Annotated in this window: 15 protein-coding genes; 9 read left to right on the top strand and 6 right to left on the bottom strand. The window is 64.1% G+C overall.

Annotated features, from left to right (window positions below):
- Positions 1-12: 12 nt before the first annotated feature.
- The 4 genes from DW352_RS20195 to DW352_RS20210 form a co-directional block, all read right to left on the bottom strand.
- Positions 13-1,236 carry a cytochrome c gene (locus DW352_RS20195; protein ID WP_115693021.1) on the bottom strand — a complete coding sequence of 408 codons (1,224 nt, stop codon included), beginning with the start codon at positions 1,234-1,236 and terminating at the stop codon, positions 13-15.
- Positions 1,233-2,996 carry a GMC family oxidoreductase gene (locus DW352_RS20200; protein WP_115693022.1) on the bottom strand — a complete coding sequence of 588 codons (1,764 nt, stop codon included), beginning with the start codon at positions 2,994-2,996 and terminating at the stop codon, positions 1,233-1,235. The genes DW352_RS20195 and DW352_RS20200 overlap by 4 nt, the downstream gene beginning before the upstream one ends.
- Positions 2,997-3,008: 12 nt before the next feature.
- The gene (locus DW352_RS20205; protein WP_115694513.1) at positions 3,009-3,761 is read right to left on the bottom strand and encodes a gluconate 2-dehydrogenase subunit 3 family protein; all 753 of its coding nucleotides are present in this window, start codon (positions 3,759-3,761) and stop codon (positions 3,009-3,011) included.
- A 369-nt stretch (positions 3,762-4,130) separates the two neighbouring features.
- Entirely contained in the window at positions 4,131-4,475 is a 345-nt protein-coding gene (locus DW352_RS20210; protein ID WP_115693023.1) for a septal ring lytic transglycosylase RlpA family protein, read from the bottom strand.
- A gap of 161 nt (positions 4,476-4,636) precedes the next feature.
- On the opposite strand from DW352_RS20210, the gene DW352_RS20215 reads away from it, so the two are divergent.
- The 4 genes from DW352_RS20215 to DW352_RS20230 all read left to right on the top strand — a co-directional run bounded on the left by DW352_RS20215 (position 4,637) and on the right by DW352_RS20230 (position 7,721).
- Positions 4,637-5,407 (top strand): DUF72 domain-containing protein, encoded by a 771-nt coding sequence (locus tag DW352_RS20215; RefSeq protein WP_115693024.1) that lies wholly within the window; start codon positions 4,637-4,639, stop codon positions 5,405-5,407.
- Positions 5,408-5,647: 240 nt separating this feature from the next.
- Complete coding sequence (locus DW352_RS20220; protein ID WP_162827079.1) at positions 5,648-6,400, top strand: cupin domain-containing protein; 753 nt, start codon at positions 5,648-5,650, stop codon at positions 6,398-6,400.
- On the top strand, positions 6,397-7,362 hold the full coding sequence (locus DW352_RS20225; protein WP_115693026.1) for an AraC family transcriptional regulator: 966 nt from the start codon (positions 6,397-6,399) through the stop codon (positions 7,360-7,362). Before DW352_RS20220 ends, DW352_RS20225 begins: the two co-directional genes overlap by 4 nt.
- A gap of 140 nt (positions 7,363-7,502) precedes the next feature.
- On the top strand, positions 7,503-7,721 hold the full coding sequence (locus DW352_RS20230) for a DUF6894 family protein (protein WP_115693027.1): 219 nt from the start codon (positions 7,503-7,505) through the stop codon (positions 7,719-7,721).
- Between the two features lie 112 nt (positions 7,722-7,833).
- On the opposite strand, the gene DW352_RS20235 is transcribed toward DW352_RS20230, so the two are convergent.
- The gene (locus DW352_RS20235; RefSeq protein WP_115693028.1) at positions 7,834-8,946 is read right to left on the bottom strand and encodes an S-(hydroxymethyl)glutathione dehydrogenase/class III alcohol dehydrogenase; all 1,113 of its coding nucleotides are present in this window, start codon (positions 8,944-8,946) and stop codon (positions 7,834-7,836) included.
- 125 nt (positions 8,947-9,071) lie between these two features.
- Positions 9,072-10,106: a GTPase ObgE gene (gene obgE, locus DW352_RS20240; RefSeq protein WP_115694514.1), complete on the bottom strand. Its 1,035-nt coding sequence runs from the start codon at positions 10,104-10,106 to the stop codon at positions 9,072-9,074.
- 108 nt (positions 10,107-10,214) lie between these two features.
- Here obgE and DW352_RS20245 point away from each other — a divergent pair, with 108 nt between their 5' ends.
- From DW352_RS20245 to DW352_RS20265, 5 genes are all read left to right on the top strand, one after another.
- The gene (locus DW352_RS20245; protein WP_115693029.1) at positions 10,215-11,147 is read left to right on the top strand and encodes a metallophosphoesterase family protein; all 933 of its coding nucleotides are present in this window, start codon (positions 10,215-10,217) and stop codon (positions 11,145-11,147) included.
- A gap of 56 nt (positions 11,148-11,203) precedes the next feature.
- Positions 11,204-11,509, top strand: a complete 306-nt coding sequence (locus tag DW352_RS20250; RefSeq protein ID WP_425374669.1) for a cupredoxin domain-containing protein — start codon at positions 11,204-11,206, stop codon at positions 11,507-11,509.
- 26 nt (positions 11,510-11,535) lie between these two features.
- Positions 11,536-12,093 carry a sigma-70 family RNA polymerase sigma factor gene (locus DW352_RS20255; protein WP_115693031.1) on the top strand — a complete coding sequence of 186 codons (558 nt, stop codon included), beginning with the start codon at positions 11,536-11,538 and terminating at the stop codon, positions 12,091-12,093.
- On the top strand, positions 12,090-12,842 hold the full coding sequence (locus DW352_RS20260; RefSeq protein ID WP_115693032.1) for an anti-sigma factor family protein: 753 nt from the start codon (positions 12,090-12,092) through the stop codon (positions 12,840-12,842). Before DW352_RS20255 ends, DW352_RS20260 begins: the two co-directional genes overlap by 4 nt.
- A gap of 149 nt (positions 12,843-12,991) precedes the next feature.
- Positions 12,992-13,375 carry a protease inhibitor I42 family protein gene (locus DW352_RS20265; RefSeq protein WP_115693033.1) on the top strand — a complete coding sequence of 128 codons (384 nt, stop codon included), beginning with the start codon at positions 12,992-12,994 and terminating at the stop codon, positions 13,373-13,375.
- The last annotated feature ends 1 nt before the right edge of the window (position 13,376 follow it).

Genomic DNA, 13,376 nt, shown 5'->3' on the forward strand with positions numbered 1-13,376 from the left:
ACGCTGCATGCGTCAGTTGCCGGACTGCAATTGCCTTCGGAGCTTCGCGACGTCTTCGGCCGGCACGGCGGTCGCGGCATTGCCCCAGGTGTTGCGCACATAGGTCAGCACATCCGCGACCTGGGCGTCGTTGAGGCGCCAGGCGAGCGACGGCATCGCCGGCGCGGTCGGCGCCGCATGTGTCGCCCCGGCTTGACTGCCTGCGAGCACGACGCGGATCAGGCTCGTGGCGTCCGCTTGCTGCGTCAGCGCGTTGCCGGCAAGGCGCGGGAACAACTTGGGCGTACCTTCGCCGTTGCCGCCGTGACAGGCCGAGCAGTTGTCGGCGTAGATTGCCGCGCCCGTGCGCATCGCCGCGCTGTCGGCGGCGATTGCGCTCCGTGTTTGGGTTTCGCCGGGCAGGTCCTTCAGATAGACCGCGACGGCGCGCAAATCGGCGTCGGTCATCTTCGAGGTCGAGTTGCTGACCACTTCGGCCATCGGGCCGGAGGCGATGTCGAAACGGTTGGTCCCGGTCTTGAGATAACCGGTGATGTCGTCGAGGCTCCATTGGCCGAGACCGTCACGCGGCGCGGACGTTATCTTCGGCGCCATCCAGCCTTGCAGCACTTCACCCGCGAGCGCGACGTTGGTCTTGTCGGCGCCCGACCAGGTCTTCGGCGAGTGACACACGCCGCAATGCCCGGGACCCTCGACGATATAAGCGCCGCGATTCCACTCCGCCGATTTCTGCGGATTGGGCGTGAAGTCGGCCGGCGTGAAATTCAGCCAGTTCCAGCCGATCAGCGACAATCGGATGTTGAAGGGGAATGGCAGCTGATTGGCCACGACCGCGTTCTTCACGGGCTGCAGCGCGTTCAGATAGACCCAGAGATCGCCGATGTCGCCGTCGCTCATGCGGCTATAGGCGGGGTAAGGCATCGCCGGATAGAGGCGAATGCCGTTGTGACCGATGCCGGTCTTCATCATCCGCCGGAAGTCTTCCGCCGACCAGTTGCCGATGCCGGTCTCCGGATCCGGCGTGATGTTGGGCGCGACCAACTTGCCGAACGGCGTCTGCAACGCGACGCCGCCCGCGAAAGGCGCGCCGCCCGGCAGCGTATGGCAGCCGGCACAATCGCCGAGCACGGCCATGTAACGCCCGCGTTCGAGTTGATCGAACTGATTCTCGGCGGCATTGGCACCGAAGCTCGCGATCAGCGCGGTGGCCGCAGCGAAGGCGAATGACAATCTCATGCGGACACCAGCGCGCCGGGATTGCGAAGGTACTTGTCGCGGATGGCGTCGGCCGCCCAAAAGGCCAGCGCGCCGACCGTGCCGGTCGGGTTCTTGCCGGCGTTCTGCGGGAAGGCGGAAGCGCCGATGACGAACACGTTCGGCACGTCCCAGCTCTGCAGATAGCGGTTGACCGCGCTCTTCTTCGGATCGGTGCCCATGATCGCGCCGCCGGTATTGTGCGTGCTCTGATAAGGCACGGAATTCCACGACTTCTGCCGGCGCGACGAGACCATCTGACGCGGCTTGAGCGCCTTGCCGATCTCCTCCATGCGATCGCTGACCCAATGCGACATGCGGATATCGTTATCGGGGAAGTCGAAGGTCATCCGCATCAGAGGCCGGCCAAAGCGGTCCGTATAGGTCGGATCGAGGTCCAGATAGTTGCCGCGCGTCGCGTAGCTCGATCCTTGCGAGCTGAAGCCGAGCACGCTCAGATAGTTTTCCGCCGTCGCCTTTTTCCAGGCGCTGCCCCAGCGAGGGGTGCCCGGCGGCACGGGACGATAACCAATCGGCCGTCCATTGGTCGGGATGCAGTTGATGCCGGCGCCGCCGACGAAGTCGACCGAGCCGTGGTCGAACGCATCGCCGTTGAAGTCGTCGACCGTTTGGCCGAGTGCCCCAGAGGCGATGAAGGGATTGAAATTCTTGTCGTCGAAGAAGAGCTGCACGCCGGCATTGGTCTGATAGCAATAATTGCGGCCGACCGTGCCTTCGCCGGTCGAGGGATCGTAGACCTTGCCGATGCCGGACAGCATCATCAGCCGCGCATTGTGCAGGCCATAGGCGCACAGCAGCACGAGGTCGGCGGGCTGCTCCCACTCCTCGCCCGAAGCATCGACGTAGGTGACGCTCTTGGCCATCTTGCGCGTGGCGTCGAGATTGACGTGCAACACTTCACTACTGCAGCGGGCCTCGAAGTTCGGCTTGCGCATCAGCACCGGCAGAATGGTCGTGTGTGCGCTGGCCTTCGAGTAATTGGCACAACCGAAGCGCTCGCAGAAACCGCAGGCCGTGCATTGGCCCATGGCGATGCCGAGCGGGTTCACATAGGCTTTCGATAGGTTGGCCGACGGCGTCGGGAACGGATGGAAGCCGATCGAACGTGCGCCCTCGGCGAACAAGGTCGGGGCGTAGCTCATCTGCATCGCCGGCAGTGGATATTCGCGTTGCCGCACGCCTTCGAACGGATTGCCGCCGTCCTGCAACTTGCCCTGGATATTGCCGGCCTTGCCGGAGATGCCGGCCAGGTACTCGAACCGGTCGTACGAACTCTCGAGCTCGTCGTAGCTGAGGCCCCAATCCTCAATGGTGAGATTGGCGATCCGTGCCGCGCCGTAGCGCTCGGTGAGATGGCTCTTGAGATTGAAGTCGCTCGGGAAGAAGCGCCAGGTGTGACCGTTCCAATGGGTGCCGGCGCCGCCGACGCCGGTGCCGGGCAGGAACGAGCCGAAGTCGCGCATCGGCAGCGCGGTCTGCGACGACGTATTGCGCATGGTCAGCGTTTCCTGCGCCGGCTGCAGGAACAGGTCGCGGCGCACGGAATAGCGCAATTCGTCCGGCGCGTAGCCGATGTTGAAGTCGGTGGCCGTGTCGCGCCATGGCCCGCGCTCGATCGCGACGACGTCGAGACCGGCTTCGGTCAATTCGTGTGCGAGGATCGCGCCGGTCCAGCCAAGGCCGACGATCACGACATCCTTCGGGGGCAGTTTACGGGCCATGCCGTTCGACTCCTACCGCGACCATTCGGGCCGGCCGCCCGCGATGGAGACTGGTCCCAGCGGGTAGCGTTGATTGTGCTTGCTGATGCGGTCGCGATAATCGTAACGCGCGCCGGGGAAACCGATCATCTTCCACGAGACCATGTCGCGGTTGCCGCCGTAGATCGGATCGGCGAAGAAGCCTTCCATGGTATTGCCGAGGATCAGGTCGAACAGGCGCGTCGCGTTGATGCCGCCGCCGAGATCGACCTTGCCGGCTTCCATGGCCTTCAGGAACTGGTCCTGTTCGTCCGCATTCAGATGCACGAAGCTGCGGCCGTTCATCGTCTTGCGCAAATAGGCGTCGATGGCGGCAAGGCCTTCGCGATAGCGCGCGGCAGGCGTTTCCTTGCCTTGATAGCCCTGCGTCGGCAGACCCGGCAGGAAGGGGCCCTTCATGTAGAGGCGGCTCGAGCTGCCGTAACTGCCGGCAAGCTGCCGATCGATGAAGACGGCACAGCCGGCTTCCTTGCCGCCGATGCTGAGGTCGTCCGTCGGAATGAGACGATCGACGATGGCTTCGACCGCGGCGGCTTCCGCCGGTGTGAAGAACACCCAGCCTTGCGGTCCAATCGGCGTTGGTGGCTCCGCCGCGAACGGTTGCCACGGCAGCACGCCGGAGATCGATTGCGCGCGCACGTGAGTCGAAACGGTGACGAGTGAGATTGCGGCAGCAGACGTCAGGAAGTGACGTCGCGTTGCGGTGAACGCGCTATCGGTCGACATGAAATGAAAAGCCTGCCCAGCCAGATCCAATTCAAACGATAGGTCGCCGTTTGGAACCGGTCAATTCTGGGAGGCGCATCACTGCCATTCCAGTTCCATGCGCTTATCGCGCATTCGTTGGTGACCAACATGCGGTTCAACGCTGAAGGCGGTATCACGCAAGTAACTGTAAACTTCTCTTCAAATGATTCGAACGGCGCGAGTAGACGCCGTTCGCGGCACGCGATGACACAGACGATTTGAAGCGTTCGCGACTCTGGCATGAAAGAAAAAAGACAGGCACTCGAGGGCGCCTGTCTTTGTCGGTGAACGCCGGACGCTGTCGTCGCGTGAAGCGCTCGCTGGCGCGTGCGGCGCGCGAGCGTCGACTTAGCCGGCGACTTCGACCGTCACCGGAGCAAGCCCCGAGAAGCCGAGCGCGCGTGCGCCGGCAGGCGTGAGGTCGATGATGCGCCCGCGGACGAACGGCCCGCGGTCATTGATGCGCACGACGACGCTGCGGCCGTTGCGTTTGTTGGTGACCCGCACATGCGTGCCGAAGGGCAGGCTGCGGTGCGCGGCGGTGAGGCGGCCGGGCGTGGCGCGTTCGCCGCTGGCTGTCTTGCCGCCTTTATAGGCGTAGATGGACGCGATTCCCGATTGCGCCTGCGCCGCCAGTGGCGCGGCAAAAATGATCGCTGCGCCGCAGAGCGCGGCGGTCAGTCGTGCAACCATACAGTGAACTCCCCGATACTTGGCCCCCCGACCGGCGCCGCTGATAGGCAGGGGATGTGCGCATTGCGGGGCGATAATGCGGCCATTTCTGGGGGATTTGGCGTGCCGGGTGCAACCTTCCGACGGTAATCCGGGTTGCGTTTCGGAGCGGGCATGGCGCGATGGCGAAGAGGGCGAGCAAGCAGACAGGGCTGTTCATCGGTACGTCGGGGTGGAGCTATTCCTCCTGGCGCGGACCCTTCTTCCCGCCGGAAGTGATGGTCAAGCATCACCTCGCTTATTATGCCACGCAGTTTGCGAGCGCAGAACTCAACGGCGTCTTCTATCGCACGCCATCGCTCGAGACGGTGCGCGGCTGGCGCGATCAGACGCCGGACGGGTTTGTGTTCGCGTGGAAGGCGTCGAAGTTCATCACGCATTGGAAGCGGCTTAGCGACAAGTCGCGCAACTCCCTGGCGCTGATCGAGGAGCGCCTGAGAGTCCTCGGGCCGAAAGCGGGGCCGGTACTTTTTCAGCTGCCGCCGCGGTTCGAAGCCGATGCTGATCGATTGAAATCGTTCATCAAGTTGCTGTCGAAGCGCCGGCGGTATGCCTTCGAATTCCGCCACCGTAGTTGGTACACCGACGAGGTCTGCGACCTGCTCCGCCGCCACGATATCGCGCTCTGTCTGTCGGATCATCACGATGCGCCCGCGCCGTGGGTCGCGACCGCGTCGCATGTCTACGTGCGCGGACACGGGCCGGGTGGCCGTTACAGGGGGCATTACCCTGATGCCGAGTTGCGCACATGGGCGCGCAAGATCGCGGCTTGGCGGCGCGAGGGCCGCGATGTCTATGTCTACTTCGACAACGATCAGAAGAGTGCGGCGCCGACAGATGCGTTCCGATTGGTCGAATTGCTGCCGCGATGGCTGCGGGCCGAAGCAGCTTGAATACGTGGCATTATCGCACCGGATTCATTGCTTGATAATAACGGAGTCGATAACCACAGCGGGCGGCCGGCGACGATTCGACTCCGTCGATTCTCAACCTCTATATAACCGCAGCGATCGACCGATAGCGGCCGCTTGGCAATTTGGATGACGATGGACTCGATCAGGCCGCTGGACAATTTCCCGGTCATTCGCACCTTCGATGTCGAGGAGGCACGCGAGGGTCTGGCCCGCATCTACGTGAAGCCGACGCTCGCTTCGCCGGTTTCCGACGGCGGCGTTCGGGCGGTGTTGAATGAGTGCCGGCTGCGCAATGTGCGGCTGGTCTATAGCCGGTTCGGCGTGCCCATCGATTTCGAGTTTCCTCCCGCCAATTACTTTGTGCAGATGCTGCCGGTGCGCGGCACGGGCGCGCTGTTCTCGCAGCATTCGACGTTGCCGTTGTTCGCCGGCGGCAGCGCGACGATCTCCCCCGACTCGGGATTCCGCGTTCATTACGGCGCCGACTACGAGATGCTCGTCCTCAAGATCGACAAGCAGGCTCTGACCGACAAGCTCGTCGCCATGACCGGCGCCGTCGTCGACGAGCCGCTGCAGGTCGAGCCCATCTTCGACGGCACGCGCCCGGAGGCGAAGGTCCTACAGCAATATCTGCCGGTCCTGGTGGATACGCTGAGCGCCGCCGTGGCTCCGCTGCCGCCATGGTGGGAAATGCAGACCGAGCAGCTGCTGATGACGATGTTCTTGCATGCCCATCGGCATAACTACAGTCACTTGATGCAAGACGATGCGGTGGAGGCTGCGCTTTGGCAGATCCGCCGCGTCGAGGAATACATCGAGGCGTATTGGGATCGTCCGGTCACATTGGAGCAACTTGCCGACATCGTCGGCGTGAACGCCTTTAGTCTTTTCCGCTCCTTCAGAAAATTCCGGGGTTATTCCCCCTTGGAGTATGCGGCGCAAGTGCGCGCGAAGCACGGAGCCGGCTGGTGACGGGCGCCGAATTTCTCACGGCATATCCTCTGGTGCGGACCGACAAGCTCGATGCGTTGTGCCGCGCGCTGGCCCGTCTGCTTTCCAATCCGGTGGTGGAGCAGATCGGCCGCGACCGCCCGCTCGGGGCGGTGCAGAACCACTATCGCATGGACCGCGTCGGCATCAGTTATGGCCGCTATGGTGCCGCGATCCGCTTCCAGAATCCCGAGCCGAAGATCATCTCGCAGATCTATCCGGTCGGACAGAGCGCGGAAGTAACCGTGGACGGCACGACCGTCGTCGTTGGACGCGACGGCGGTGCCGTGGTCTCGGCGCATGCGAGCGAATACGGGGTGCTCGCGGCGCCCGGGTATGAACGGTTGATGCTGTTGGTCGACGAGCGTGCCGCATGCGCAAAGCTATCGGCGCTGGCCGGAACGTGCGTGAGCGGACCTTTGACGTTCGAGCCACGTCACGATTTGAATGCGCCGCTGGCGCGAAGTCTGCGGCAGAATTTCATGTTTCTGGTCGCGCAGGTCGATGCGGGTCTTGTTCTGCCGCCATTGGTTCTGGCGGAGTTCGAGCAAACCTTAATGGTGATGTTCCTGATCGCCAACCGTCACAATTGCAGTCATTTGCTCGAGTCCGACGTCCGCGACGGCGACGAACGGCAGCTGCGTGCGGCCGAGGCGCATATCGAGGCGCATTGGGACAGGCCATTGCCGCTCGAGGATCTTGTCGCCGCGAGCGGTCTTAGTGGCCGCAGCCTTTTTCAAACATCGCGCAAGCGCCGGGGCTATTCGCCGTTCGATTATCTCAAGCGGGCGCGGTTGCAGGAGGCGCGCGCACGTCTGCTCAGACGCGAGGCCAGTGTGGAAGCCGTCACCTGGACTTGTGGGTTCCGTGACGTTGCGCAGTTCGTCTCGGCCTACCGCGAGGCGTTCGGCGAAGATCCGCCGCCACCGGCCCGGCCGCATTAGTGGTAGCCGGTTGCGCTGAGAGTCGCCGGATTTGAAGCGAATGCGCCCGCAATCTGAATGAAATTGGCGACATCGACGCAAGCAAACGCAAACAGACCCAGGGGTAGGACTATGCTTTCTGAACCTGGGAACCACGAGCAATGCGTTTCTTCTTCGATGTCCTCAGTGAGCGTTCACGCAGCTATGATTACCACGGCCGCGAGTTTCTCAGGCCCGAAGAAGCGGCGCAGATGGCGGAGCTGATCGCCGCCGATCTCGGTGTGTCCGATACCGACGATTGGGTCGGTTCTCACGTCCAGGTCAGGAACGCCGCGAACGAGATGCTCTGCACCGTGGCTGTGCGGGCCGCAGCTGTCTAGCTGCGTCCCGCTCAAGTTCCAACGCTTGGTCCCCGCCTGAGCGGGGACCCGGCGCGAACGTGCGAACGTGTAGGGCCCCCTGGACTCCTGCTTTCGCGGGAATGAGCGGGCGTCAGTACACTACGACCGAACGGATCGACTTGCCTTCGTGCATCAGATCGAAGGCATCGTTGATCTGGTCGAGCGGCATGGTGTGCGTGATCAGATCGTCGATATTGATCTTCTTTTCCATGTACCAGTCGACGATCTTGGGCACGTCGGTGCGGCCGCGCGCGCCGCCGAAAGCCGAACCTTTCCAGACGCGGCCGGTGACGAGCTGGAATGGCCGCGTCGAGATTTCCTGCCCCGAGCCGGCGACGCCGATGATGATGCTTTCGCCCCAGCCGCGATGGGCGCATTCGAGCGCCTGGCGCATCGTGTGCACGTTGCCGATGCATTCGAACGAGAAGTCCGCGCCGCCGCCGGTGACGTCGACGATCGCCTGCACGACCTTGTCGCGGCCGACCTCGTCCGGATTGATGAAGTGGGTCATGCCGAACTTCTCGGCCATCGCGCGCTTGGCCGGATTGAGATCGACACCGACGATCTTGTCGGCGCCGACCATCCTGGCGCCCTGGATGACATTGAGGCCGATGCCGCCGAGACCGAACACGACGACGTTCGCGCCCGGCCAGACCTTCGCGGTGTAGATCACCGCGCCGATGCCGGTCGTCACGCCGCAGCCGATGTAGCAGATCTTGTCGAACGGCGCGTCCTCGCGCACTTTCGCGAGCGCGATCTCCGGCAGCACGGTGAAGTTGGCGAAGGTCGAACAGCCCATGTAGTGGAACACGGCGTCGCCGTCGCAGCGGAAGCGCGACGTGCCGTCGGGCATCAGGCCCTTGCCCTGCGTGGCGCGGATCGAGGTACAGAGATTCGAGCGCTGCGACAGGCAAGTTTTGCACTGCCGGCATTCCGGCGTGTAGAGCGGGATGACGTGATCGCCGGGCTTGAGCGTCGTCACGCCGGCGCCTACTTCGCGCACGATGCCCGCGCCTTCATGGCCGAGGATCGCCGGAAACAAGCCTTCCGGATCGGCGCCGGAGAGCGTGAACGCGTCGGTGTGGCACACGCCGGTCGCCATGACCTCGACCAGCACCTCGCCCGCGCGCGGGCCCTCGATGTCGATGGTTTCGATGGTGAGGGGCTCGCCTGCTTTCCAGGCAACTGCGGCGCGGGTCTTCATGCGAATGGCTCCTGCACAATTTGTTGCGTCATGCCCCGGTCGGTCCCGGGCATTCACGCCTTGTGGCTATCTCACTAAAAGAGGGGGATGGCCGGGACAAGCCCGGCCATGTCGGTTGGTGCGCTTTACGACTGCCACGCCGCTTCGGTTGCTTCTTCGGCGTCGTCGGCGCGCGCCTCGTCGATCACCTTGAACAGCGCGCGCAGCACTTCCGGCACGCCTTTGCCGGAGGCGGAGGACAGGACGAGCGGCGTCTTCTTGCAGGCTCTCTTGAGCTTCGCCGTCTGCGTCTTGATCTGCTCCGGTGTCATCGAATCGGACTTCGACAGCGCGACGATCTCGGGCTTGTCCTCGAGACCGTGACCGTAGGCTTCGAGTTCGGCGCGCACCGTCTTGTAGTCGCGGCCGGCGTCGTCGGAATTGCCGTCGACGAGATGCAGCAGCACGCGACAGCGCTCGGTGTGGCCGAGGAAGCGATCGCCGAGGCCGACGCCCTCATGGGCGCCTTCGATCAAGCCGGGCAGATCGGCGAGCACGAATTCGCGCTCGTCGACGCGCACGACGCCGAGCTGCGGGTGCAGCGTGGTGAAGGGATAGTCGGCGATCTTCGGCTTGGCCGCCGTCACGGAGGCGAGGAAAGTCGACTTGCCGGCATTCGGCAAGCCGACGAGACCGGCATCGGCGATCAGCTTCAGCCGCAGTCGGATGGTCAGCTCCTGGCCTGGTTGACCGGGATTGGCATGGCGCGGCGCGCGGTTGGTCGACGACTTGAAGTAGGCGTTGCCGAAGCCGCCATTGCCGCCTTTGGCGATGGTGACGCGCTGGCCGATTTCGGTGAGATCGGCGAGCAGGGTTTCACCGTCCTCCTCGTAGACCTGGGTACCGACCGGCACCTTCATCACGATGTCGCGGCCATTGGCGCCGTGGCGGTCCTTGCCCATGCCGTTGCCGCCGCGCTGGGCCTTGAAATGCTGCTGATAGCGGTAGTCGATGAGCGTATTGAGGCCGGTTACGGCCTCGACCACGACGTCGCCGCCCCGGCCGCCGTCGCCGCCATTGGGGCCGCCGAACTCGATGAACTTCTCGCGCCGGAACGACACGCAACCGTTCCCGCCCGCGCCGGACTGAATGTACACCTTGGCTTCGTCGAGGAATTTCATGGCATTAGCATATATCTGATCGCGCCGCCGATCGCGAAAGATTTCCGGGAATAAAAAGCCGCTCCCGCCGATCTCGTCCTGCAGCTTCACCAACGCAGGGAGGTCGGCATGACCCTCCAGGATGACGGCCCGAGCCGCCGTAAAGTGCTCGAATGCATGACCTGGGCCGGAACCGGGGTGCTCTGGACGGTGGCCGGCGGGGTGCCGGCGTCGCTCGGCCTTATCGACGAGGCCGTGGCGCAGCAGGCCAAGGGCTTCACCTTCCTCCAGATCAGCGACAGCCATATGGGCTTCGACAAGCCGGCCAACCCCAACGTCAAAAGCACCTTGGAGGAGGCGATCGCGCGGGTGAGGGCGGTGCCCGGCAGCCCGGCTTTCATGATCCACACCGGCGACATCTCGCATCTGTCCAAACCGTCGGAGTTCGACGACGCCGACAAGATCATCTCGCAGGCGAAGCTCGACGTGCACTATGTGCCGGGCGAGCACGACCTCATCGACGAGGATCGCGGCAAGCTCTACCGCGAGCGCTACGGTCGCGGCACCAAAGGCGACGGCTACTATTCGTTCGACGCCAACGGCGTGCACTTCGTCGGCCTGGTCAATGTCGTCGATCTGAAGGGCGGCGGGCTCGGCAATCTCGGCGCCGAACAACTCGCCTGGCTCGAAAGCGATTTGCGGGGCCGATCTGCGTCGCAGCCGGTCGTCGTGTTCGCGCACATCCCGCTCTGGACGGTCTATCCGGAATGGGGTTGGGGCACGGACGACGGCGGGCAGGCGCTCGGTTATCTCAAGCGCTTCGGCTCGGTGACCGTGCTCAACGGGCACATTCATCAGGTCATGCAGAAAGTGGAAGGCAACGTCACCTTCCACACCGCGCGCTCTACCGCGTTCCCGCAGCCGGCGCCGGGCACGGCACCGTCGCCCGGACCGATGAAAGTCGCCGACGACAAATTGCGTACGCTGCTCGGCACCGCCGACATCACGTTCAAGCAAAACGAACAGCGGCTCGCCATCGTCGACACACCGCTCAAAGCGTAAGGCCACCCATGATCAGAACATCGCTTCTTTTGCGTTGGGCGGCCGTCGCTGTCGTCATGCCGTTGCTTATCGTGTCGGCGAAAGCCGAAGAGGTGACGGTCAAGATCGACAATTTCGTCTTCTCGCCGCAGATCCTGACGATAAAGGCGGGCACCAAGGTCACCTGGGTGAACGACGACGACATCCCCCATACCGTCGCCTCCACCACGCAAGGCCTGCGCTCGAAGGCGCTCGATACCGGTGACAGCTTCACGTTCACGTTCACGACACCGGGCACCTACAAGTACTTCTGCGGCTTGCATCCACACATGACAGGGTCGATCGTGGTGGAGGGGGCGACCGGCAGCAACGCGCCGCAGTAGCCGCGTGCGTTCTGGTGAAAGTCGTTATGGCGCCGGACGTAAAAGATGATGACGGGGCGGCGCAGCGGTTTCGTGCCGCGGCGCTGCCCTATCTCGACGACGTTTACACGCTCGCCCGCTATCTGCTGCGTGACCCGCACGACGCCGACGACGCGGTGCAGGAATGCTACCTGCGTGCGTTCCGGCACTTTGCGACGTTTCGCGGCGGGCCGATCAAGCCGTGGCTGCTGGCAATCCTGCGCAACGTCTGCCGCGCCGAATATGCACGCCGTAATGCCTCGGCCTTCATGCAAGGCGAGGAGGACGATGCCGCCGAGCAGGCGACGCAAGGGCTTTGGGAGGAGGCGTCCGCTTCTCCCGAGGCCGAGACCTTGCGCCACCTCGATGCAGCCAGCGTGCAGCGGCTGATCGCGGACCTGCCGCCGCCTTTCCGCGAGACTTTGGTGCTGCGCGAGATCAACGATCTGAGTTACCGCGAGATCGCCGACGTCGTTGGTGCGCCGGTCGGCACGGTGATGTCGCGTCTGGCGCGGGCGCGCGCTCTGCTGCGGGCGGCCTGGTTGGCCGAGGAGAAGGAGACATGAACTGCGACGAGGTTCTCATTCACGCGCTGATCGACGGCGAACTCGATGCCGGCCATGCCCGCACGGTCGAGGCGCACATCGCCGGCTGCGGGCGTTGTACTCAGCAGGTCGCGGCCTATCGCGCGTTGCGCCAGGCGCTGCCGGCGCGCGAGTTGCGTTATGCCGCGCCGGCTTCGCTGCGTGCGCGTATCGAGGGTACGGTGCCCGTGCCGGCCAGGGCCGATCGGCGCACGCTGCTTAAGGGTTTCGTCGCCGGTGGCGCCATTTCGGCCTTGGCCGCCGCGAGCGTCGCCTTCGTGGTCGTGCGGCAGGGGCGCGACGACGTCATTCTGGGCGAGGCGATCTCGGCGCATCTGCGGTCGCTGCAAGCCGATCATTTGACGGACGTGCCGTCGACCGATCAGCACACGGTCAAGCCGTGGTTCAACGGGCGCATCGATCTCGCCCCGCCGGTGGTCGACCTCACCGGCCAAGGCTTCACTTTGGTCGGTGGTCGGCTCGACTTCATCGACGGCAAGCCGGCGGCGGCCATCGTCTATCGGCGCCGCGTGCACGTGATCAATCTGTTCGTGGCGCAGGGGCTCGGTGTGCGCTCGCCGACGCCGCAACTGGCGACCGTGCAGGGATACAACATCTTGCGTTGGAACGAGGGTGGATTGGATCTGCTGGCCGTCAGCGATCTCGGTCGGGACGAGCTCGAAGAGTTCGGCGCGAAGTTCATCGCTGCGGCGCGTGGCGCCGGGCAGTGATGATTTGCATCGGCACGACCCGTGCGTCGCCTTGGCGGTAGTTGACGGACGTCAATACGCGGGTTGCGGAGTTCGTTGACTCTCTCTCCGGTACATTGCGGGGAATACCGCATGCGGGTTTGCCCCGGTCCAAACCGAAGGAGGAGCAAATGGCGACGAAGGTATGGCTTCTGGCCGCGGTCCTGATGGCGCTGATCGCTGGCGCACCGGCCCATGCGAAGTCAGGCGGCGCAACGGTCCGCCTGACCGTCGGTGAGTCAACGATGGTGACGCTCGCATCCAACCCCTCCACCGGCTACGGATGGCGCATAAACACCGCGCGTAGCGTCAATCTCGGCGCCGTGGCGGTCGAGGAGATCGGTTATCAGTCGGGACCCGGCCAGATGCCGGGCGCGCCCGGCGTGCATCGCTGGCGCGTCACGGCGAAAGCACCCGGCGGCGTCAAGATCGTGTTCGACTATGCCCGGCCTTGGGAGCACGTCGCGCCGGCCAATCGCTATACGTTGCGGGTGAAGATCAGCGGCGCGCGCTAAA

Origin of the sequence: Pseudolabrys taiwanensis (assembly GCF_003367395.1) — a bacterium.
Classification (GTDB): domain Bacteria; phylum Pseudomonadota; class Alphaproteobacteria; order Rhizobiales; family Xanthobacteraceae; genus Pseudolabrys; species Pseudolabrys taiwanensis.